The organism is Viridibacillus sp. FSL R5-0888 (assembly GCF_038009105.1).
Lineage (GTDB): Bacteria > Bacillota > Bacilli > Bacillales_A > Planococcaceae > Viridibacillus > Viridibacillus arenosi.
In genome coordinates, this window is record NZ_JBBPAU010000001.1 from 953,790 (window position 1) to 975,533 (window position 21,744).

The 21,744-nt window shown below is 35.9% G+C and carries 20 protein-coding genes and 1 other annotated feature; of the genes, 10 read left to right on the forward strand and 10 right to left on the reverse strand.

Annotated features, from left to right (window positions below; translation table 11 throughout):
- Positions 1–145: 145 nt before the first annotated feature.
- The 3 genes from murC (at position 146) to MKY02_RS04755 (ending at position 2,746) form a co-directional block, all read left to right on the forward strand.
- Positions 146–1,456, forward strand: a complete 1,311-nt coding sequence (gene murC / locus MKY02_RS04745; protein WP_038187915.1) for a UDP-N-acetylmuramate--L-alanine ligase — start codon at positions 146–148, stop codon at positions 1,454–1,456.
- A 202-nt stretch (positions 1,457–1,658) separates the two neighbouring features.
- Positions 1,659–2,132: a DUF948 domain-containing protein gene (locus MKY02_RS04750; protein WP_038187904.1), complete on the forward strand. Its 474-nt coding sequence runs from the start codon at positions 1,659–1,661 to the stop codon at positions 2,130–2,132.
- Positions 2,133–2,152: 20 nt separating this feature from the next.
- Positions 2,153–2,746 (forward strand): YtxH domain-containing protein, encoded by a 594-nt coding sequence (locus MKY02_RS04755; protein WP_051448785.1) that lies wholly within the window; start codon positions 2,153–2,155, stop codon positions 2,744–2,746.
- 69 nt (positions 2,747–2,815) lie between these two features.
- On the opposite strand, the gene MKY02_RS04760 is transcribed toward MKY02_RS04755, so the two are convergent.
- Entirely contained in the window at positions 2,816–4,975 is a 2,160-nt protein-coding gene (locus MKY02_RS04760; protein WP_340710725.1) for a cell division protein FtsA, read from the reverse strand.
- 181 nt (positions 4,976–5,156) lie between these two features.
- On the opposite strand from MKY02_RS04760, the gene MKY02_RS04765 reads away from it, so the two are divergent.
- The gene (locus tag MKY02_RS04765; protein WP_038187896.1) at positions 5,157–6,242 is read left to right on the forward strand and encodes a bifunctional 3-deoxy-7-phosphoheptulonate synthase/chorismate mutase; all 1,086 of its coding nucleotides are present in this window, start codon (positions 5,157–5,159) and stop codon (positions 6,240–6,242) included.
- 105 nt (positions 6,243–6,347) lie between these two features.
- Complete coding sequence (gene ccpA / locus MKY02_RS04770) at positions 6,348–7,346, forward strand: catabolite control protein A (protein ID WP_076034305.1); 999 nt, start codon at positions 6,348–6,350, stop codon at positions 7,344–7,346.
- Between the two features lie 70 nt (positions 7,347–7,416).
- Here the strand turns inward: ccpA and MKY02_RS04775 are convergent, their stop codons facing one another.
- From MKY02_RS04775 to MKY02_RS04790, 4 genes are all read right to left on the reverse strand, one after another.
- On the reverse strand, positions 7,417–8,604 hold the full coding sequence (locus MKY02_RS04775) for an acetoin utilization protein AcuC (protein ID WP_038187890.1): 1,188 nt from the start codon (positions 8,602–8,604) through the stop codon (positions 7,417–7,419).
- Complete coding sequence (locus MKY02_RS04780) at positions 8,574–9,221, reverse strand: acetoin utilization AcuB family protein (protein WP_076064942.1); 648 nt, start codon at positions 9,219–9,221, stop codon at positions 8,574–8,576. Before MKY02_RS04780 ends, MKY02_RS04775 begins: the two co-directional genes overlap by 31 nt.
- Positions 9,222–9,247: 26 nt before the next feature.
- Positions 9,248–9,880: a GNAT family N-acetyltransferase gene (locus MKY02_RS04785; protein ID WP_038187885.1), complete on the reverse strand. Its 633-nt coding sequence runs from the start codon at positions 9,878–9,880 to the stop codon at positions 9,248–9,250.
- A gap of 199 nt (positions 9,881–10,079) precedes the next feature.
- The gene (locus tag MKY02_RS04790; protein ID WP_340711676.1) at positions 10,080–12,716 is read right to left on the reverse strand and encodes a transglycosylase domain-containing protein; all 2,637 of its coding nucleotides are present in this window, start codon (positions 12,714–12,716) and stop codon (positions 10,080–10,082) included.
- Between the two features lie 158 nt (positions 12,717–12,874).
- Positions 12,875–13,076 (forward strand) — a binding site (T-box leader).
- 47 nt (positions 13,077–13,123) lie between these two features.
- Between MKY02_RS04790 and tyrS the strand changes: the two genes are divergently transcribed.
- Positions 13,124–14,389 carry a tyrosine--tRNA ligase gene (gene tyrS, locus MKY02_RS04795; RefSeq protein WP_038187882.1) on the forward strand — a complete coding sequence of 422 codons (1,266 nt, stop codon included), beginning with the start codon at positions 13,124–13,126 and terminating at the stop codon, positions 14,387–14,389.
- 428 nt (positions 14,390–14,817) lie between these two features.
- Here the strand turns inward: tyrS and MKY02_RS04800 are convergent, their stop codons facing one another.
- From MKY02_RS04800 to MKY02_RS04810, 3 genes are all read right to left on the reverse strand, one after another.
- Positions 14,818–15,630, reverse strand: a complete 813-nt coding sequence (locus tag MKY02_RS04800; RefSeq protein WP_038187879.1) for a cobalamin-binding protein — start codon at positions 15,628–15,630, stop codon at positions 14,818–14,820.
- 105 nt (positions 15,631–15,735) lie between these two features.
- Entirely contained in the window at positions 15,736–16,089 is a 354-nt protein-coding gene (locus MKY02_RS04805; protein ID WP_038187876.1) for a rhodanese-like domain-containing protein, read from the reverse strand.
- Positions 16,089–16,358: a glutaredoxin family protein gene (locus tag MKY02_RS04810; protein WP_038187873.1), complete on the reverse strand. Its 270-nt coding sequence runs from the start codon at positions 16,356–16,358 to the stop codon at positions 16,089–16,091. The genes MKY02_RS04805 and MKY02_RS04810 overlap by 1 nt, the downstream gene beginning before the upstream one ends.
- 179 nt (positions 16,359–16,537) lie before the next feature.
- On the opposite strand from MKY02_RS04810, the gene MKY02_RS04815 reads away from it, so the two are divergent.
- The 3 genes from MKY02_RS04815 (at position 16,538) to MKY02_RS04825 (ending at position 18,100) form a co-directional block, all read left to right on the forward strand.
- The gene (locus MKY02_RS04815) at positions 16,538–16,801 is read left to right on the forward strand and encodes a metal-sensitive transcriptional regulator (protein ID WP_038187870.1); all 264 of its coding nucleotides are present in this window, start codon (positions 16,538–16,540) and stop codon (positions 16,799–16,801) included.
- A gap of 59 nt (positions 16,802–16,860) precedes the next feature.
- Positions 16,861–17,157, forward strand: a complete 297-nt coding sequence (locus MKY02_RS04820; RefSeq protein ID WP_038187868.1) for a rhodanese-like domain-containing protein — start codon at positions 16,861–16,863, stop codon at positions 17,155–17,157.
- Between the two features lie 292 nt (positions 17,158–17,449).
- Entirely contained in the window at positions 17,450–18,100 is a 651-nt protein-coding gene (locus MKY02_RS04825) for a Yip1 family protein (RefSeq protein ID WP_038187864.1), read from the forward strand.
- A gap of 202 nt (positions 18,101–18,302) precedes the next feature.
- On the opposite strand, the gene rpsD is transcribed toward MKY02_RS04825, so the two are convergent.
- Positions 18,303–18,905: a 30S ribosomal protein S4 gene (gene rpsD, locus MKY02_RS04830; protein WP_038187861.1), complete on the reverse strand. Its 603-nt coding sequence runs from the start codon at positions 18,903–18,905 to the stop codon at positions 18,303–18,305.
- Between the two features lie 407 nt (positions 18,906–19,312).
- On the opposite strand from rpsD, the gene MKY02_RS04835 reads away from it, so the two are divergent.
- Positions 19,313–21,187, forward strand: coding sequence for a sensor domain-containing diguanylate cyclase (locus MKY02_RS04835; RefSeq protein WP_340710729.1), 1,875 nt, complete (start codon positions 19,313–19,315; stop codon positions 21,185–21,187).
- Positions 21,188–21,242: 55 nt separating this feature from the next.
- Here MKY02_RS04835 and MKY02_RS04840 read toward each other — a convergent pair whose 3' ends face one another.
- Positions 21,243–21,728, reverse strand: a complete 486-nt coding sequence (locus tag MKY02_RS04840; protein ID WP_076064939.1) for a GAF domain-containing protein — start codon at positions 21,726–21,728, stop codon at positions 21,243–21,245.
- Positions 21,729–21,744: the final 16 nt, after the last annotated feature.

The window sequence follows — 21,744 nt, forward strand, 5'->3', positions numbered from 1 at the left end:
TAATGTCTTATTACTTATAAATAATAAAAGTGAAAGAGTGGGAATTATCGTTTATTTTAGAAGTGTAGTAATCCATGCTATAATGTAATATGTTTTAAAGATTTGATTAATCAAGGGTAAGGAAACTTTCCCGGGAGGTTTCAACATGACAGTTTATCATTTTACAGGAATTAAAGGATCAGGAATGAGTTCACTTGCACAAATTCTATTTGATTCAGGTGAGACGGTTCAAGGTTCCGATATCGAAACATACTTTTTTACAGAGGATCCTCTAAGAGAGCGCAATATTACCATCTTGCCTTTTGATGAGAACAACATTCAACCAGGAATGATTGTAATTGCGGGTAATGCTTTTACGGACGAGCACCCAGAGTTAGTAAAAGCCCGTGAAATCGGTGTAGAAGTAATTCGTTATCATACATTCCTAGGGAAATATTTAGAACAATATACATCAGTCGCTATTACAGGAGCCCATGGTAAAACTTCAACAACAGGTTTAATGTCTCATGTGTTAGAAGGAGACAAGCCGACTTCTTTTTTAATTGGTGATGGTACTGGTGGCGGGGCAGTAGGCGCTCAAAACTTCGTAATGGAAGCATGCGAATACCGCCGTCATTTCTTAGCATATCATCCAGATTATGCAGTGATGACGAATATTGATTTTGATCACCCTGACTATTATAAAGACATAGAAGATGTGTTTGATGCGTTTCAATCAATGGCATTACAAGTGAAAAAAGCTATTATTGCTTGTGGTGACGATGAACACTTACAAAAAATTCAAGCTAATGTACCAGTAGTATTTTACGGCTTTGGTTCTGAAAATGATTTTGAAGCGCGTAATGTAGAAAAAACAACTGAAGGGTCTACCTTCGATGTTTTCGTACGCAACGAATTTTATAGTAAATTCCATATTCCAATGTTTGGAGATCATAATGTATTAAATACACTTGCCGTGATTTCTTTATGCCATTATGAAGGAGTTCCAGCGGAAACGATTCAAGCTCGCCTAAGTACTTACGATGGTGTTAAACGTCGTTTTACTGAGACAGCAATTGGCGCTCGTACATTAATTGATGATTATGCTCACCATCCTACAGAGATTAGAGCAACGATTCAATCTGCACGACAAAAATACCCGAATCGCGAAGTTGTAGCTATTTTCCAACCACATACATTTACACGTACTCAAGCTTTTTTACAAGATTTTGCGGATAGTTTAAGTGAAGCAGATAGTGTTTATCTTTGTGATATTTTCAGCTCTGCGCGTGAAAAATCAGGTGCTCTGTCTATACAAGATTTAGTAGATCTAATTGAAGGCAGTAAATTATTGAAGTTAGAAAATATACCTTCTTTAATAGAGCATAAAGAATCTGTATTCTTGTTTATGGGTGCAGGCGATGTGCACAAATTCCAAGAAGCATTTGAAGCTCATTTATTAGAAAAAGACGCATAATACAAGTGAAAATATATAAAAAAACAGTTTAACCTCTTCTTGAGGCTGAGCTGTTTTTTTAATGGAAAATTCTTTATTTTTGTAGTATAGTGATGATGATTAGCAGGATTTAGCAATGTTTTGTTGAATGTATTGTAATATGTTATGTTTAAATACATTCATTTTGTGGGAACTTAAATGTATATAGTTAGGAGGGTGTAAGATGATAGTTATTTTGTATATAGCAGCACTAGTTGCGGCTATAGGGTTCCTTGTTTTATGTATTGGTTTAACAATGACATTAAATTCGTTGAAAACAACGTTGAATAATGTAGCGAATACAATGGCTGGAATTGAAGGTCAAATGCAAGGAATTACACGTGAGACAACAGGCTTGTTAGAAAAAACAAATAGTTTGGCAGAGGATATTCAGGATAAATCTAAACAACTGAATACCGTAGTTCAAGCCGTTAAAGGTTTTGGTGATTCAGTAAATGGATTGAATAATTCAGTACAACAAGTAACATCTTCTATTTATTCAAACGTTTCGAAAAACAGCGATCAGATTGCTCAAGTTATTCAATGGAGTAACGCTTTTATGGGAATACGTGGTAAGATGAAAGAGCGTAAAGCAAACGGTGAAACAGTTACGGTGAATACACTAGATGAAACTGTTAAGCGAAAAAGAAGAAAATAAGATTTTGGGAGGCGCTAGGTATGTCAGAACAAAAACCGAATTACAATGATGTGAGAAATAATTATGATGTTTATGGTAACCAAGGAATTGAGGGTTCGGAAGTGAATGCTTACTTACCACAACCTTATGAACATAAAACTGAATCTCTCTATGACGAATCAAATGTAAATGTAAAAGATTTTGTGATTGGCGCATTTGTCGGTGGTATTGTTGGGGCTGCTGCAGCGTTATTTTTAGCTCCTAAAACAGGTAAAGAATTGCGTGATGATGTGGCAACACAAGCTAGCCAAATTAAAGAAAAAAGCATTGAGCTTTCTTCCACTGCAAAGGAAAAATCAGCTCAAATTTCAAAAACACTACAAGAACAATCAGGTCAATTAGTTGATAAAGTAAAATCAATCAAATCTAAAACAACTCAGCCATTGGATGATGGAACGGCTTCTTCTGAAGGCGAAGAGCCGATAGATATCATGGAAACTATGGAAAAAACGATTGCAGAATACGAAGCAGAAACTAATGAGCCGACGGCGGTAAGTTTGGCTCTTGAAGAAGCAGTAGAAGTAGTCGAGTCTGTAACGAAAGAAGCAAAAGCTGAAGCGTCAAAAAACAGATAATGTATTCATAAGTAAAAAGCTATCTCAAAGTTCGTTATTAGAACATTTGAGACAGCTTTTTTTCGTAATTTATAAGATTTCTTGCTCTACTTTATTTAATGTAATAGAAAGTCGATCGCCACCGAAGATTTCTGCATCGAATTTTGAAGGTTTTTCATTACGTAATATTGAAAATGAGCCTTTGAAATCTGCAGGTAATTGCCAATTGGAAAAACGGAATACATCTTGGTAAATCCAGTTACTAGTATCTTTTGTTACAAATTGAATTTTAGCACCGTTTGGTATGACGTCTGATTTATGTGCAATTTCTCCGTTGATATAAACGGTTATGCAATTTTTATTCAACTCTAATGTTTCATCTTGGAATGTTACAATTATACGATCTTCTATTTGGATATTAAGGCGCTTAGCGATTAGTTCAACTGTCGGCAATTCGGTCATTTGGATGGTTATGCGGTCATTGTGCTTCATAGCATAGTGAAGTTTTGTCGGAAGACTATTAAGCGATAAACTACTCGCGAATTCAGGTAAATTTACTGGCTTGTTGTCAATGAAAATTGTAAATGGTGTTATTCGTTTAATAAAGGCTTGATTGTTAGTCCAATACAAAATTTCTTCTATGGTATCGGCTGTTTTAATAGAAACAATGTCTCGATCTTTCAATTGCGTATCCGAGGAGACTGATTGGCCATTTACCGTGATTTTCGGTTGTATTTCGTATGATAAATCTTGGATGTATACTTTTTTAACACCAGCATCATCTAATATATCTTTTACCGAAGCTTGAGCAGGTGCTCCGTTTTCGCCTTCTTTTAACTCGATGATATCACCATTTTGTATGAGGTGTTTGGTGTTTGCTTTATTACCGTTGACGAAAATTTCAGTTGGACTACCATGACCACCAGGTATAAAGATATCCTGATCGTTTACTTTAATTGAAAGAGCTAGACCTGGTTTACCGTATAATTTTGTAGCTAAAACATTGGCTGCAAGTAATGCGTCTGACACAGTCATCTCTTTTAATTCAAATAAACGGATGATTTGTTTATTTACTTCGACCGTCATATATTTTATTGGTGCTCGTTTTGCGGCAATGGCAATACCAATAGGTGTTACAAGTTCAGGAGAGGCAGGCACATGATCCTCCCTTGTGAGTTGTTGAATGGCATCAATCCCTCGAACTGCCACCCTATTTTCTGGTAACTCTAAAACTCTGCAAAGTTCCATTGGTAAATCCGGTGTTAAACTGCCACCACCTACTAGTAAAACGGCTTTTGGAGCAATTTGGTTATTTAATCGTAAAATTTCAGTGCCAATCGCTGTAGCAAGTTGTACGACTGCTGGACGTAATTTTTCCATTATTTCAGAGCGTGGGTAAAACTGATCGAAGCCTAATATATCTTGAATATTAATCTCTTCTTGCATAGCCATTTCTTTTTTTGCTTTTTCAGCAACTGGGAAGTCTAGTAAGTAATGGTCACTTAACGCCTCTGTAATTTCATCACCAGCTGTAGGTACCATTCCATAAGCTACAACTGTACTTTTATCTGTAATGGCGATATCTGACGTACCTGCACCTATATCCACTAGAGCGACATTTAATCGGCGCATTGTGGGAGGAATTAACGCATTGATGGCTGCAATTGGTTCAAGGGTTAATGCTTCCATTTCTAAATTTGCACGTTTAAGAGCAGCTAACAGCGATTCTACGACGACTCTTGGTAAGAAGGTGGCAATTACTTCAACTGAAGCTTCCTCGCCTTGTTGGTCAATTAAACTGCCAATTTCTTCTTGGTCTAAACGGTAGTATAAAACTGAATAGCCAACACAATAATAATGACTAGTATTATTTTTATCTTCTTTATTTTGTAATAGTTGTTGCTGGGCTTGTTGAACAGCAGCTAATTCTAAACGGCTGATATCATCTTCAGTGAAAGCAAGTCGGTTTTTTATATTAATAGTGACAGCAGCTTGTTCAGTTTTTAAGGCTCGACCGGCAGCAGCAACACTTACTTTATGAAGAGGGCCGTGTTTCTCTTCAAGTTGAGTTTTAATTTTCTCTATTAAAGTAGCTACATGTAATACATTATGTATTTGACCATCTACCATAGCACGTTCCTTGTGTTCTTCAATCATTAAGTCGACAACGTGGAAATTTTCACCTTGTTCTTCTATAATTATTCCAACTACAGATCGTGTACCTATATCTAATGCAAATAGCTTAGACATCGTGTTTTGCCACGTCCTTTCATGTGCATTTAAAGCAATATACTTCGCCGCGTTGAAGCGTTAAAGAAATATTGCGTGACTTTTGTAAAAATATTGATTATAATATTCATATTATCTAAAAATGTATCACAGTTTTCAGTCTACTGAAAGTACCTGATACGAGGAAGTGAGGAGAAACGCAATGAGTCATCAAAATTTAGATCACTTACGTGACCGCGTAGACGCATTAAACCTTGAAATTTTAAGTTTAATTAACGAACGTGCAGAAGTCGTACAAGAAATTGGTAAGATTAAAGAAAAACAAGGTGTTAATCGTTATGATCCTCTTCGTGAGAGACATATGTTGAACCTTTTGAAAGAAAATCATGAAGGTCCACTTAGTCAAGGTACGATTGAACATATTTTCAAAGAAATCTTTAAATCAGCATTAAAATTACAAGAAACAGATCATAAAAAAGAATTATTAGTATCTCGTAAACGGAAACCAGAGGATACAATTGTGAATATTAACGGAGAAGCAATTGGTTCTGGAGAACCAACATTCGTATTTGGTCCATGTGCGGTAGAATCTTACGAACAAGTAGCAGCAGTTGCTGAATCGATTCAATCAAAAGGTCTGAAAATGATTCGTGGCGGAGCTTACAAACCACGTACATCTCCATATGACTTCCAAGGACTAGGTCTTGAAGGTTTGAAAATTTTAAAACAAATTTCAAAGGAATTCGGTTTAGCTGTAGTTTCTGAAATTGTTACACCATCACATTTGGATGAAGCGCTAGATCATATCGATGTTATCCAAATAGGTGCACGTAATATGCAAAACTTCGAATTATTAAAAGCTGCGGGAGCGACAAATAAACCTGTACTTTTAAAACGTGGTTTAGCAGCAACAATTGATGAATTCATCAATGCTGCAGAATACATTATCTCAAAAGGTAATGATCAAATTATTCTATGTGAACGTGGTATTCGCACATATGAAAAAGCGACACGTAACACATTAGATATTTCAGCTGTTCCGATTTTAAAACAAGAAACACATTTACCAGTATTTGTAGATGTAACGCACTCAACTGGTCGTCGTGATTTACTATTACCATGTGCTAAAGCGGCCATTGCTATTGGAGCAGATGGTGTTATGGCAGAAGTTCATCCAGATCCAGCAGTAGCATTATCGGATGCTCAACAACAAATGAGCATTCCACAATTCGATGAATTCTACGAAACTCTACAAAAGTTCATGAAATCTTACGAAATACAAGCATAATAGGGGGTGACGATTCGAATTACTAGAATCGTCACCTTTCTTTTGTTGAAAAATCTTTGCTAATTGTCGTATCATAAAAAGAAGAAAAGAAAAGGAGGTCATCAAGTGACCGTTACAATTTATGATGTTGCACGTGAAGCAAATGTTTCTATGGCGACAGTTTCACGTGTCGTCAATGGCAACCCAAACGTTAAGCCGTCAACTAGAAAAAAAGTTCTTGATGTAATTGAACGCTTAGAATATAGACCAAATGCGGTTGCTCGTGGCTTAGCAAGTAAAAAAACAACGACAGTAGGCGTTATCATTCCGGATATATCCAATATTTTCTATGCTGAACTTGCTAGAGGTATTGAAGATATCGCGACAATGTATCGCTATAATATTATTTTATCCAATTCTGATCAACGAGAAGAGAAGGAACTTCAGTTATTAGATAATATGTATGGTAAGCAAGTTGATGGAATTGTTTTGATGAGCGAGCAAGTCACAGAAGAGTTATTAGATAAAATGGGACATTCCCCTGTACCAATCGTTTTGGCAGGTTCAATTGACCGAACACAAGAAATACCATCTGTAAATATAGATTATTTACAAGCCGCTTATGAAGCTGTTAGCCGACTAATAGATAATGGCCATAAACGAATTGCTTTCGTGTCAGGACCATTCACTTCTACGATAAACCGAGAATATAAATTTGCTGGCTACAAAAGAGCATTAGAAGAAGCCGGAATTGAATTAGCTGACAATCTTGTTATAGCTAATGAAGATTCTTATGATAGTGGTATCGAAGATTGGTCAGAGTTAAGCAAGCTTGAAAATGCACCAACAGCCTTCTTTGCAGGTAGTGACGAGCTAGCCATAGGAATTATCCATGGTGCACAAGATGCAGGTAAGAAAGTACCGGACGATATTGAAGTAATTAGTTTTGAAAATTCGAAGCTAGCACGTATGGTACGTCCTCAATTAACAAGTGTTGTATTACCGCTGTATGATATAGGTGCGGTTTCAATGCGCCTTTTAACTAAATTTATGAACAAAGAAACAGTGGAAGAAGGAATTGTTATACTTCCACACCGCATTGAAGAACGAGATTCAGTAAAATAAAAACTTAAATAAAAAAGGATCGCTCTAGCATCGTGTGAAAGACGATAGGAGCGATCCTTTTTATGTACGTTTAGCTTTTGATAGAACGAATCAGGTACAATGCTTTTTCTAAAATTTGATGATTTTTTTCGGTGATTTCTACTTTTCGTGGCACTTCATTATACATATTAATTGGATCCATCCAAGTAGGAATTAGGGTGACTGGAGATTCGGTCTGCCACTTCTCTAACCAAGCAGACGGAAGCGGCCCATCAGGAGCTTTTTGGTCAGTCATTTCTGTCCAAATAAGTGACCATGCTCTTGGAACTACACGCCAAATATCATAGCCGCCACCACCTACTGCAATCCAGCGGCCATCACAATATTCATGAGCTAGCTCATGAGCGATTCGTGGAATTTCTTTATAAATCTTCATCGAACCATACAGATGAGTTAAGGGATCAAAATAATGAGCATCTGCACCATTTTGTGTCAAAATCACATCTGGTTTGAAATGATCGACTATTTCTCTAAAGGCTGTTTCATAGATGTCCAAAAATGACTCATCTTCTGTAAAAGCATCAATTGGTAAATTGAAGGAAGTACCATGACCCTCACCAGTTCCTCTTTCTGTAACGTTTCCAGTGCCAGGAAATAGATAACGACCTGTTTCGTGAATAGAAATAGTGCACACATTTGGATCATCGTAGAAGCTCCACTGAACACCGTCACCATGATGTGCGTCTGTATCGATATAGAGTACTCTAGCATTGTATTTTTGTTGCATATACTTAATGGCTACAGTGCTGTCATTATAGATACAAAATCCCGATGCACGACCTTTAAAGCCGTGATGAAGTCCACCACCTAAATTAGCAGCATGCTTTGCCTTTCCTTGCATCACATAATCGCATGCAGTTAATGTACCACCAACGATATGAGCACTCGCTTCATGCATAAATGGAAAGATGGGAGTATCCTCTGTGCCGATGCCATACTGCTCACCCTGTTCATTTGTTATTTCACCGTGGCCAGCTTTTTTTACTATATCCATATACTTTGAATCGTGACCGAGAAGAATTTCTTCATCTGTTGCGATACGTGGTTCAACAATATCGGCTTTATTTAAGGCACCAAGTTCATTTAGTAAATCAACTGTTAAAGTTAGTCTTTTTTGATTAAAAGGATGAGTGTCTGAAAATTTATATCCAAGCTGATTATCTGAGTAGATGAATACGGCGTTTTTTTCTACATTTTCATGCCCGGCATATTTGGCCATAGCACCTCAAACCCTTCTTTTCGTAAATCCTCAATGATGGAAAGAGGATTCATGATTTTTACTCGAATAGATAGTATTTTCATCTCATCAAACTCTTTATCTGGATATACTAAGACACTTAATACACTCGCGTGGTGCTTATGGAATACTTTTGTTACTTCAAATAATATGCCAACGATATCTGGTACACGAATTTCAATATGTGAACTTGGTTTGTTTGCTCCAGTTAACTCAATATAGTTATAGAGTAAGTCTGTTCCTGTTACGATTCCTACTAATTTACCACCGCTGATGATAGGTAAACAACCGATGCGATGTTCATAGAAAATAATGGCGATTTCTTCGACGAAATCAAGTGGATGACCAACAATTATATTCTTTGTCATAATATTTTCTAATGGTTGGTCATAGATACCTTCGTCTGGTATTTTGAGCAGGGAAGAAGGAAGCGCGTTTTTTATATCCCTTTCTGTCACTAGGCCAATAACTTCATTAGCTACATTTGTAATAGGTAAATGACGAATCTGTTCTTTTTTTAGTAGTTGAACAGCCTCCTTAATAGTGTTGGATGGCTTTAAGGAGAACACAGTTGTATTCATGATTTCTTCAACAATCATAGACAAAATCCCCTTTGTTTAGTTGTTTAGTACATGAAACGGCTTTTAAAACGTAGCTGATCAAACCTTTGAATTGATTCACTATCAACTCTACTACCAATACGTGCCATTAGGCAATTCGCAGGGTGTGAAGAGATTTCAGGTTCATCCGTGGCGAAATTCTCCAGACCTCCCGCATTCATCATTTTCTCCATGATTTTACGATATTCCCAAACATTTAGTCCGGTTCTTTTTAAATCCCAGTGCCAATAATATTCGGTTGTAATAACGATATAGTCTTCCATCGCATCATCCATCATAGATACGCGAAGTATTTGTTTACCTACACCTGTTCCGCGAAAATCTGGTATGACTTCAATTGCTCCAAGCTCAATTAAATTTTCCATTTTCCCTTCTGACCAACGTTCTAATGGATCAGGGTATAAAAAGGTAGCATAACCGACGATGGTATCCTCATTACGTGCAATAATAATACGTCCTTCAGGTAATTTGGCTATTCCTATTAACGCTTTAAATTGTTGTTTAGCAACACGAAAAGCTGTTAAATCCTCATGGAATTTTAGTTTTTCTAATTGCTCAGGTGGGATAGGACCTTCAACTACAATTTGACCTGATTTAGTTTCCATATTAACGCCGTAATAAGTTTTAATAAATTCCATTATTTCACCACCTTACTAAGATATTGTATTTCAATTATACATGAATGAAAAAGAGAATAATCACATAAATGAGAAAATTATATGTCTAGTGTCGTAAGTTTGTGAGGTGATAAAAGGTGTAATCAATGAGATTTAAATGTAATTAATAAGTATAAAAAAGGAGCATTCTACAAGTGTGTAGAATGCTCCTTGATAAGGGTTAATTATTGTTACTAGTACCATTGTTTTCAGTACTATTATCTTTATCTTTATCTTTATCTTTATCTTTATCCTTGTCCTTATCGGTACTTGGGTCCTTGTCTTTATCTTGCTCTGTTGTATTGTCTTTGTCTGTTGTCGGTTTATTATTATCTGAATTAGGTTTCTGGTTCTTATCTTTGTCTTTGTCAGTATTTACGTTTGAATTTGAAGAATTGTTATTCGGTTGTTTATCTTTATCTTTATTCTTATCTTTATCCTGGTCTTTCTCATCATCAGGTTTGTTCGCAGCATCTAATTTCTCTTTCTCTTTTGGTGATAGAATACCTGCAGGATCTCCACCTAGGATACCTAACATACGAGAGATAAAGTCAGGATTTAAGCCACCACTTGAGTTGAAACTATCATCTGGACTAGTAGGTAGCATCACTTGAGAGTTAAATAAATCAGTACGTGAAAAGCCTGCTTTTGAACATGCTGAAGATAATGCTCGACCAGACAAACCACAGAATGTTTGACTTACTACACCTGCAGGAGCAGAGAAGCGTTTGCCAGATGCTGTAGCTAATTTTGGATTAGAATCATAAACAGAGTTCATCAGTTTAGCCCATAACAAATTAATACGAGTACTTGGTTGCAAGTAAGTCTCATTGTATTGATAAAGTGTTTGTGGTGTATCATAACCCATCCATACACCTAGTGAAATGTCAGGATTGTATCCAACCAACCAAACGTCTTTATATTCTTGAGATGTACCTGTTTTAGCCGCGAAGTCTGCACTAAATTTCAGGCCAGCATTTGCTGTTGTACCAGTTCCTTGTTTCAATACATCACGCATCATATCCGTAATGATATATGAAGTTTGAGGACTATATACTTGTTTCGCTTTAGATTTGTGTTTATATACTGTTTTGCCATCCGAGTCAACAATTTTAGAAATCATATAACCATCTACGAATTTACCTCCATTTGCAAATGTTGCAAATGCATTCGTATTTTCTTCCACAGTTACACCGTATTTTAGCGCTCCAATAGAAGTTGAGTAGTTCGTGTAATCATCTGCATCCAAATTTGAGAATCCGTTTTTAACTAATAAATCAGCAGGTCTACGGTTCATAATTTGGCTGTACAGTCGGATTGCTGGTAAGTTTTGAGAGTCTTTTAATGCTTCACGTGCCGAAATAATACCTCGGTTATCACTTTCAGTATAGTTGGATGGAGACCATCCGTTAATATTGAATTTCACATCGACTACAGGACTACCTGCCCCGATTAATCCATATTCAATCGCTGGTGCATAAACTAGAAGTGGCTTCATAGTAGAACCATTTGAACGTTTGGCTTGAGTCGCATGATTTAGTTCTTCTAATTTAAAGTCACGACCACCGATAAAGCTTAAAATTTTACCTGTTTTGTTTTCCATGACAATACTACCAACTTGTACAGGCACATCAACTTGTTTGCTTTTTCCAGTCTCTGAATCTGTAACAGTCTTTTTAAATGTAGCACCGTAATAGGTAAAGTTATCTTTTACATTTTGCATATTATCATACATTTTCTTATCAATCGTAGAGTAAATCTTGTAACCTTTTGATCGCAATTCACGATCTGCTAAGATTGTATATTTTTCTTTTAATTTCTTTTCATTTTTTAATCGTTTTGGATCTAATCCATCTTTTTTAGCTAAAATAGTAGCCATTATATCTTTTGCACGGCTTTCAATTTCGTATGTTACATATGGATACTTTTCTTCTGGGCGAAGTTCTGGTTTACGGAAATCTTTTTTAATTTTGTATTTCAAGGCTTTTTTATACTGCTTGTCCGTAATATAGCCTGTTTCATGCATACGATATAGAACAGTTTTCATACGGTTAACACCAAGTGCTAATGAATCTTTATCTTTAAGCTTTCCTTGCTGTGTAAATGGTGTATAGGCATAAGGTGATTGTGGAATCCCTGCGATATAGGCAGCTTGTGCAAGGTTAAGTTCACTTGCTTTTTTATTGAAAATACCTTCAGCCGCTGTTTCGATTCCAGCAATATTGCGACCAGATGCATTTCTACCATAAGGAATAATATTTAAATAAGCTTCTAAAATTTCGTCTTTGTCCATGAATTTTTCAAGTCGCATTGCGAGTAATAGTTCCTTAGCTTTACGCTCGTATGAAACTTCGTTTGTTAAAATTTGGTTTTTAATTAATTGCTGCGTTAATGTGGAGCCACCTGTTTGAGTTGAAGAGTTCGTTACATCTTGTAACAATCCACGGAAAACTGCTTTTGGTACAATCCCGTTATGTTCATAGAAGTATTCATCCTCAGTAGCTAGTACTGCATTAATTACATTAGGCGAGACCTTATCTAGAGTTGTTTCGCGTCGTTCTAAGTCCGAACGCATTTTACCTAAATATTTTCCACCTGCGAAGTAGAGATCACTTGTTTCATCATAAGTTAAAATGTCGCTACGCATTTCAGCTTTTGCTCGCAGAGGCTCTTCTTTTACGAGGGAAGCAAAATATCCAGCGCCAATAGACCCTACAAATATAAAACCTATAACTGCTAATGTGATAAATAATAAACATAAATTCCAGATTACGCTTGATGTTATACGTAGTGTTTTCATCCATCTCATAGAAGTCATTTCTTGAAAAAGATTGTCTATTTTTTCAACCCATTTTTTAAATTGTTCTATCACTAAATCGACCTCCTAAAATCTCGTTAATTATACCATAATTGATTTATGACTAATAATATTTATTGACAATGAATCTAAATGAAGTACAATAGTCATTAATAGTTTTTCGAGCGTTGAAAAGTGCGCAGTAGTGAACATATTCCCTGTATAGAGAGCTAGCGGTTGGTGTAAGCTAGTCATAATATGGACACGAATTACACATTTGGAGCGAGAACGTAAGCGTCGCGTTAAGACGTATGAGCCGGAAGAATCATTTTTTCTTCAAGCTGGGTGGTACCGCGTTAAATTGTGATTAACGTCCCTGCATATTAATATGCAGGGACTTTTTTTATTTATATTAGGAGGTAAGGAATATGACAAATCTATTATTGGAAGATTTACAGTGGCGTGGCCTACTGTACCAACAAACAGATGCTGAAGGTATGGAAAAATTATTAAATGAGGAATCTGTTTCTTTGTATTGTGGTGTTGACCCAACTGCAGATAGCATGCATATCGGACATATCGTGCCACTACTTACTTTAAGAAGATTCCAAATTGCAGGTCACCAACCAATTCTATTAGTCGGTGGCGCTACTGGTATGATTGGTGATCCATCAGGTCGTTCTGAAGAGCGCCAATTACAAACGGTTGAACAAGTTGAGAAAAACGTACAAGGAATAAAAAAACAATTAGAGCGTATTTTTGATTTTAATTCAGAAAACGGGGCAAAACTTGCAAACAACCGCGACTGGATTGGCTCAATGAATACTATTGAATTCCTACGCGATTACGGTAAATTAATCAATGTAAACTATATGCTTGGTAAAGATACAATTTCATCTCGCCTAGATACTGGTCTTTCATTTACTGAATTTGCTTACACAATTATTCAAGGTATTGACTTTAACCACTTATACGACAACTTCAACTGCCGTATTCAAGTAGGTGGTTCTGACCAGTGGGGAAATATTACAACTGGCCTAGAAGTGATTCGTAAAACCCATGAAGAAGAAACAAAAGCATTTGGTATCACAATTCCACTTGTAACAAAAGCGGATGGTACAAAATTCGGTAAAACAGCAGGAGGAGCAGTTTGGTTAGATGCTGAAAAAACATCGCCATATGAGTTCTACCAATTCTGGATCAATGCAGCTGACTCTGATGTCGTGAAATACTTGAAAATCTTCACATTCCTATCTCGTGAAGAAATCGAAGCATTAGAGACTGCTGTAGAAACTGAGCCACATCTACGTAAAGCACAAAAAGCATTAGCTGCTGAAATGACAAAATTAATCCACGGTGAAGAAGGTTTAGAACAGGCAATTCGTATTACAGAAGCATTATTCTCAGGTGACTTAAAAGCACTTTCGGTAGAAGAAATGAAAGTAGCATTTAGTGGCGTACCTTCTGTTGAAATCGCGAAAGAAGATCAAAACATTGTCGACCTAATCGTCGAAGCTAAAATTTCATCTTCAAAACGTCAAGCGCGTGAAGATGTAACAAACGGAGCTATCTCAATCAACGGCGAAAAAATTACAGATTTAGCATACACTGTAGACGCCAAAGATCGCCTAGAAGATGCATTTGCAATCGTAAGAAGAGGTAAAAAGAAATACCACATGGTACAGTTCAATTAAATGCTGAAGGCGCTCGTTTTAAGGAACGTAACCTAAGTGCGCGGCGTCCTGCCGCAACGGTTACGTGACCCACATCCTGTGGGCCTTCGACAAGCACTGGAACTTTCGAAACAAAAGCATTTTTTCAGCTTTTGTCCGAGAAAGTGGAAGTGACCTCGAGCAGCTGAATATGTTGATTAAAGTACTAATAATTAGTCATCAAGACTACTGTTCATTCTAAAGTGAGCAGTAGTCTTTTTTGAATTTATACAAAGAAGCATAGAACTTATAAATATTATGAATATTTAAGAAAACCTTTCTATACATAGAGTAGGCTCTTTTGTAAGAAAATAACCCTATTTAATCGTAAAATATTGAAATATAAAAAGGGTTACAAAAAAAGACTTCTCACTCAATGTGAAAAGTCTTCTACTATTATTAAATTCATCTTATTTTTCAATTATCCATTCAGGTAACGCGAGACTTTCATACTCTATGGGATGTATTAAGGTTGCCAATTTCAAAGCACCTTCTAGTAACCTAGGCGAAGGACGGCAATAGAGCCATTCCTCCATTACATGTAGGCGATCTAATTTTATAGCAGTCATTTCTGATGCACCTGGTCTTTTCAGAAGGTGTCCAGGTTTAATCCGGTGGTGTTGAACACCGACCCAAGCTAAAAACGCATAATCAGGATTTCGTTTTAATACATCGTTCCATTCAGTCTGTACACTAGCTAATTCAACATCAGCAAAGAGGTTTACACCACCCGCAATTTCACTTACTTCAGTCAACCAGTTAATACCGCCTGGTGTGAAAATGGGGTTTGGCCACCATTCCCAATATAATGAAGGTTTAATTTCGCAACTTTCGCCTATTTTCTTCATGCTAGAAACAAAGCTCTCAAATTCAGCAGCTCTTATCTCAGCATGTTCCAGTACGCCACATGCTTTACCTAGTATACGTAAATCGTCAGCAATTTCTTGTAGACTATTAGGATTTAGAACGAGATGTGGGATTTTACGACGCTCGAGTTCCTCAATATTCTTCTCCATTCCAGGAACGCTAAGCGAAGCAATGACGAGCTCGGGCTCCATGCTTTCAAGCAAATCCATATTAATAGAAAGATCCGGACCAAGGCGTGGTAAATGCTGAATAGAAGATGGCCAATCAGAAAAATCATCTATAGCAATTAACTGATGCTCAAGTTGTAAATAGGTGAGTAGTTCAGTATTACTAGGGCAAATTGATATGATTTTCATTAATAAAAGACCTCCTTTAAAAAAATAGCCATTCGTTAAGTGTCATTATAACATAACGAATGGCTATTTTTGGTTATAGATGAAAAGGCGAGTAGTAATGCTATGTTATGACCATCGACTCATACCACCTTTGACATTATAAACAGAAGTAAAGCCTGCTTTTGAAAGAATACTAGCAGCTCGAGCACTTCGCATACCACTTTGGCAGATAACGATGATTTCCCTGTTGGCGTCGAGTTTACTTACTTTGCTAGGTAGTTGATCTAGTGGGATATTTTGAAACTGTACAATATGTTGGGTATTATATTCACCAGGTGTACGGACATCGATAAGTTGCTTAGATTTGTCATTTAGCATATTTTTTAAATCGGCTGTAGAAATATTTTTTACACCTTTTGCTGTTTTGGTGCGGAAGTAAATAAAAATAGCGATTGCAAGTAGTAAGATAATCCATTCCATTATTGTAGTTCTCCGTTTCTATTAGTTGTTGTTAGTTGCTGGATAATTTTCATAGCAGAAATTGGGTCATAACCAAGCACCCAATTACTATTAATATTGGTTTGGGGGACTCCGAGACGACCTGTTGCTGCCATTAGTTCTTGCACAATTTCAGGCTTTTCTTGAATATTTACTTCTTTATAGAGAATGTTTTGTTCGTTTAGAAAATTTTTCATTAATACGCAGTAACCACAATTTGTGGATGAATAAACGGTCACGTCCAATTTCATTTCGTTATTGCCTCCTTTCGATAGCTACTTCTATATACCCTGGTAGGTATTTTTAATATACTATGGAGGGTATGAGTTTTCAACTAATTTGTTTATAACATCTTTACTTGACACAATACCTTTAGGGGTATAGTATCTATAAATGTTACACGATATGCTTGAATTGAGGTGACGATAATATGGAGTATAATGATCAAATTAAGAATCGTTTGAAACGAATAGAAGGCCAGTTAAAAGGTATTATCCGCATGATTGAAGAAGAAAAAGAATGTAAAGATGTCATCACACAGTTATCTGCCTCTCGCTCAGCAATTGATCGCGCGATCGGACTTATTGTAAGTACTAATTTAGTACGTTGCATGGAAGATGAAAATGAGCTTAAGGGGAAAGATAAAGAAACTTTAATAAAAGAAGCTGTAGATCTATTAGTGAAGAGTCGATAATCGTCTCTTCCTTATTTTCAATATTTTATATACCAGGTGGGGTAAGGGAGATAATAAAAATGAAATCAATTTCAGTAGAAGAAGTACAACAATTATTAGAATCGGGTAAAGAATTGAATTTAATCGATGTTCGTGAAGTGGATGAAGTAGCAGCAGGTATAATTCCAACAGCCATCAATATCCCTTTAGGTTTAATTGAATTTCGTATGAATGAATTAGATAAAACAAAAGAGTACATTATGGTTTGCCGTTCAGGTGGCCGTAGTGGCAACGCAACAATGTTTTTAGAAAATCAAGGCTTTAATGTAGTTAATATGGATGGTGGCATGTTAGCTTGGACAGGTGATGTCGAATAAATTATAGCTATAAGAATCGTATTAAAGAGTATGCATTTCGCATACTCTTTTTTATGTGGCTAAACACTAAAAAAATCAAGGTGTTTTATCGACCAATATGATTATTGGGTGGAAGCGTAATTGTAAAATCAAAAATTTCGGTTTTAAGGATTGCTGAAAAAAAGCTTAAGGACTTGATTAAACAGCGTTATTGTTGTGTTTTTCATATTTTCCATAAATATGTTTTCAATACAATATACCTATCTAATATTTGGTATGCTTTAAACAGAAAACTAGAAGGGAAGAATAATAAATGAATGAATTACAAGAAACAAAGCAGCAAGAGGTGTTACATCCATTTTTCTCTATTTGGTTGCATCCTAAAAAAACGGCCAGGTATATTCTTGATTATAAAGGATTAGGTTACGCTATCATGTTCATATTGCTCGGAGGAATGGCGGGCGTACTCTTCGGTGCTATGGATTCGAAATTACCTTTAGATATTCCAACTTGGGGTATACTATTAATTTGTGTAATTGGTGGACCATTTATTGGATTGTTTTCATCTGCTATTGGGGCAGGGGTAATATTACTAATAGGAAAGTTATTTAAAGGCAAGGCAACTTATAATGAGATGTTCAAAGTAATGGGGTTATCTTCAATTCCTCATATTTGGTTAGCACCCATTTTATTATTATGGATGGCATTTTCACCAGAAACTTTCTTTCGGATGGATAGCGATTATCTTGAAGTGAAGAATCTTATAGTAACTCTAGTTTCGAGTCTAATCACGTTTTGTGTTACTATTTGGGCGGTTGTTATTAACGTAGGGGTAGTTGCAGAGACACATCGCTTTTCTAATTGGCGTGCATTTTTCACGATTTTCATTCCGGGCTTCCTTGCTTTTATCGTTTTACTTATTATTGTTATTATTTTTACGTTCTCATTTATTGGGCAAATGTAGAGTTTTAATTAGTAAATAATCTAGTTCTTTTCCACTCGAGGCTAATTGAACATCCAAATTTTTTGGATGTTCGTTAGTCTTTTTTTATACTACTTTTCTAAAGGTAGCTTAAAAAGGAATTAGTTTTAATTTAGTGGATAATATGTAATAAAAAAACCTTGTACCCGATAAAACGGGTACAAGGTTTTGGAAAGAACAAAGATTAACGAGAGTAGTACTCTACGATATAAGCTTCGTTGATTTCAGCTGATAATTCGCTGCGTTCTGGAAGACGTACAAAAGTACCTTCTTTTTTGTCTGCATCGAATGATAGGTATTCTGGTACGAAGTTGTTTACTTCGATTGCTTCATTAACTGCAGTAAGGTTTTGAGATTTTTCACGAAGAGAAATCACTTGACCTGGTTTTACGCGGAATGAAGGGATATCAACGCGTTTACCATCAACCAAAATGTGGCCGTGGTTTACTAATTGACGAGATCCACGACGAGTGCGTGAAAGACCTAAACGGTAAACTAAGTTATCAAGGCGAGTTTCAAGAAGGATCATGAAGTTTTCACCGTGGATACCTTGCATTTTACCAGCTTTGTCGAATAGAGTACGGAATTGACGTTCGTTCATACCATACATATGACGAAGTTTTTGTTTTTCTTGTAATTGTAAACCGTATTCTGATAATTTTTTACGTTGGTTAGGACCGTGTTGTCCTGGTGCGTAAGGGCGTTTTTCGATTTCTTTACCTGTGCCGCTTAGTGAAATACCAAGACGACGAGACAGTTTCCATGATGGACCTGTATAACGAGACATAGAGAGTCTCCTCCTTTAATTGGTTTTATTTTGTTGTAAAATAAAAACCAGATGTATCCAGAATTATTGACATTTTATTTTCATGCAACTTCGCCCATGCAGCCAAAGGGTTACGTGTTACACCATCCATTTCTGGAGGAATAAAATGAAAGCAATAAAACCATACAACTGCTGCGTTTATTTTACACAAAGACCATTGTAACTTTTACATAGTAATGTGTCAAGGTAAATGAGAGATTGTAGAACAGATAAAACAAGTAGATAAACGATAAAACAAGGAGTTTTGATACGATTTCTCGAATTCAAGAAGTTTTTTCCAAAAGAACTATAGTTGAAAAGACTTATTTTATGTATAATAGAATTAGACAAGATCATATATAGCATGTTTTGAAGGAAAAGGTGATTGCATGGCAGATTATCAACAAACAATGCAAAATGTAAAATGTCAGATCCTAGACTTGTGGATGGATTTAATAGATGAAAAACTTAATAGTAGTGAATATTTCGAACTATTAAAAGGAATCCTATTACAATACTTCGGTATTTCAAAAAGTGAATACTTACATTTAGATAAAGATAACTTCTACCCTGTCTCAATCGATGCAGCACATGAGAATATAACGCAAGGTATTCCGAGTAAATTATTAGAGCAGCATCTTCATCAAGATTATCCATTCCCAAGCGCATTTGTTGATATTTTGAAAAAGAAATATGATTTTGCCGATGATGTAATAGTTTTACGGGAAGTAAATCAGAAACCGTTTGGCATTATCATTGTGCAAGAAACTGTGGATTGGAAAGAGTTTGCGAAGACAAAGTATATTTATGATTTTGAAATACTAATCTCGCGTGTGATTCAGTTAATACAAAAAAATATTAGAGCCACATATGAACAAAAGATGAATCTTGAATTAGTTAGAATGACTAGTATTTTCCATTCATCTATGGATATTGATCGAATACTGAAAGCACTTCTTCATGGTGTCAGAAGTGCCCTCCCAAAGTTTGAATCAAAACTTATTTTATCAAATGACCAAGATCGTCATTTAACTGTTGATACACATACATTTGATTATATGTCAGAGCGTTCTTCTACTATAGAAGCATTTGTCTCTGGTGATTTGAAAATTGAACAGGCAACAGACATAGAATGGTGTGTATTAAATGCACCTATAAAGGGCCGTCAAGGAATTTATGGGGTGTTACAAATTTTTGCACCGCTAAATTATGTTTTTGGTAAACAAGAGAAAGACCTTATTATGCATATAGCTGAAACATCAGGGAATGCATTAGAAAATGCAAAACTATATCATCAATCACATCGTCTAGTTTCAGATCTCCAACTTATAAATGAAACTTCGCACCGTTTAAATATGAAATTGAATCAAGAAGAAATGTTATTGTTTCTGGCAAAACAGTTAACAAAGTCGTTCAATCCTGATGAGATTTGCTTTGTTTTAAAAGAAAATGATGTGTATCAAGTAACAACGGGGAGTACAGACTTTTTCTTTGAAAATGAATCTATGCCATATTTGAAATATGTCGGTGATCATTTTGATGAATCGACAGATGCGTTATTTGTAGCAGATTTCAGCAAATTAGTGGTTGATAAAGTTTCGCTTATGTCAATGATGGCTATACCTATTATTATTCGAGAAAAAGTACATGGTTTTAGTATTGTCTTACATAATAATCCGTATTTCTTTTCGTTTGATAGTTTTAAACTAATGCAATCTTTAATACGTCATTCTTCGTTGGCGATTTCTAATACAATTTTACGTGATCAACTTCAAGAAATGGTCGATCGAGATCATTTAACTAAATTATTTGCTAGAAAATATTTGGATCGATATGTTGAAATTTCGATGGATAAGGATGAAGGTGGTGTCTTTATTCTATTAGATATTGATGATTTTAAAATGATCAATGATACATATGGACACCAAAAAGGTGATGCGATTTTAGTAACGATTGCGCAACATTTGATAGACACGGTGCAGGAGCAAGGCATTTGTGCTAGATGGGGTGGCGAAGAAATTGCTATCTATTTACCTAACCAAACATTATTGGCATCAATTGATCTAGTTGATAAGATTGTTGCATCTGTACCTGAAGTAACAACGCCATCTGTAACTGTATCTTCGGGTGTAGCTGCTTGGCAAAAAAATCTTAATCACAATTTTCATAGCGTATTTCAAAATGCTGATATTGCATTATATGAAGCGAAAAATAACGGCAAAAATCAATTTCGTTTATTTGAGATGGATGATGTCACAAATTAAAATCTTAAAAAAGAGTTACGCCCAATACAATTGTGAGCGTAACTCTTTTGGTATTTTAGAATGAAAGATGTTTCGTTAATACGTGCACAAAGTGTTCTATACCTTTACGATCATCATCTGAAAAGCGATTTTGAATAGGGCTATCGATATCAAGTACACCAAAAAGTTTACCTTCAACGATGATTGGGACAACAATTTCTGATTGAGAAGCCGCATCACAAGCAATATGACCTGGAAATGCATGCACATTTTCGACGACGATCGTTTCTTGTTTCGCTGCTGCAGTACCACAAACTCCACGTCCAATTGCGATATGGACACAGGCAGGTAACCCTTGGAATGGTCCTAACAATAATTCTTCGTTTTTATGTAAGTAAAATCCACACCAGTTAATGGTGTCTAAAAATTGATTTAATAATGCGGAGGCATTGCTTAAATTAGCAATTGTATCTGTTTCGCCTTCTAATAAAGCATCAAGTTGCTTCGCTAATAATGCATATTGTTCTGCTGAGTTGCCAGTATAAGAAGATTGTGTAAACATTTCATCTCTCCATTCT

Excerpts from the sequence above, each read along its gene's own strand:
- MKY02_RS04785 (WP_038187885.1), bottom strand. The coding sequence starts at position 9,880 with ATGGAATTTATTAAAACTTATTACGGCGTTAATATGGAAACTAAATCA.
- MKY02_RS04825 (WP_038187864.1), top strand. The coding sequence starts at position 17,450 with ATGAATGAATTACAAGAAACAAAGCAGCAAGAGGTGTTACATCCATTT.
- MKY02_RS04815 (WP_038187870.1), top strand. The coding sequence starts at position 16,538 with ATGGAGTATAATGATCAAATTAAGAATCGTTTGAAACGAATAGAAGGC.
- MKY02_RS04800 (WP_038187879.1), bottom strand. The coding sequence starts at position 15,630 with ATGAAAATCATATCAATTTGCCCTAGTAATACTGAACTACTCACCTAT.
- MKY02_RS04765 (WP_038187896.1), top strand. The coding sequence starts at position 5,157 with ATGAGTCATCAAAATTTAGATCACTTACGTGACCGCGTAGACGCATTA.
- MKY02_RS04755 (WP_051448785.1), top strand. The coding sequence starts at position 2,153 with ATGTCAGAACAAAAACCGAATTACAATGATGTGAGAAATAATTATGAT.
- MKY02_RS04835 (WP_340710729.1), top strand. The coding sequence starts at position 19,313 with ATGGCAGATTATCAACAAACAATGCAAAATGTAAAATGTCAGATCCTA.
- tyrS (WP_038187882.1), top strand. The coding sequence starts at position 13,124 with ATGACAAATCTATTATTGGAAGATTTACAGTGGCGTGGCCTACTGTAC.
- MKY02_RS04790 (WP_340711676.1), bottom strand. The coding sequence starts at position 12,716 with ATGACTTCTATGAGATGGATGAAAACACTACGTATAACATCAAGCGTA.
- MKY02_RS04775 (WP_038187890.1), bottom strand. The coding sequence starts at position 8,604 with ATGGCCAAATATGCCGGGCATGAAAATGTAGAAAAAAACGCCGTATTC.
- MKY02_RS04805 (WP_038187876.1), bottom strand. The coding sequence starts at position 16,089 with ATGGAATGGATTATCTTACTACTTGCAATCGCTATTTTTATTTACTTC.
- MKY02_RS04820 (WP_038187868.1), top strand. The coding sequence starts at position 16,861 with ATGAAATCAATTTCAGTAGAAGAAGTACAACAATTATTAGAATCGGGT.
- rpsD (WP_038187861.1), bottom strand. The coding sequence starts at position 18,905 with ATGTCTCGTTATACAGGTCCATCATGGAAACTGTCTCGTCGTCTTGGT.
- MKY02_RS04810 (WP_038187873.1), bottom strand. The coding sequence starts at position 16,358 with ATGAAATTGGACGTGACCGTTTATTCATCCACAAATTGTGGTTACTGC.
- MKY02_RS04780 (WP_076064942.1), bottom strand. The coding sequence starts at position 9,221 with ATGATTGTTGAAGAAATCATGAATACAACTGTGTTCTCCTTAAAGCCA.
- murC (WP_038187915.1), top strand. The coding sequence starts at position 146 with ATGACAGTTTATCATTTTACAGGAATTAAAGGATCAGGAATGAGTTCA.
- MKY02_RS04840 (WP_076064939.1), bottom strand. The coding sequence starts at position 21,728 with ATGTTTACACAATCTTCTTATACTGGCAACTCAGCAGAACAATATGCA.
- MKY02_RS04750 (WP_038187904.1), top strand. The coding sequence starts at position 1,659 with ATGATAGTTATTTTGTATATAGCAGCACTAGTTGCGGCTATAGGGTTC.
- MKY02_RS04760 (WP_340710725.1), bottom strand. The coding sequence starts at position 4,975 with ATGTCTAAGCTATTTGCATTAGATATAGGTACACGATCTGTAGTTGGA.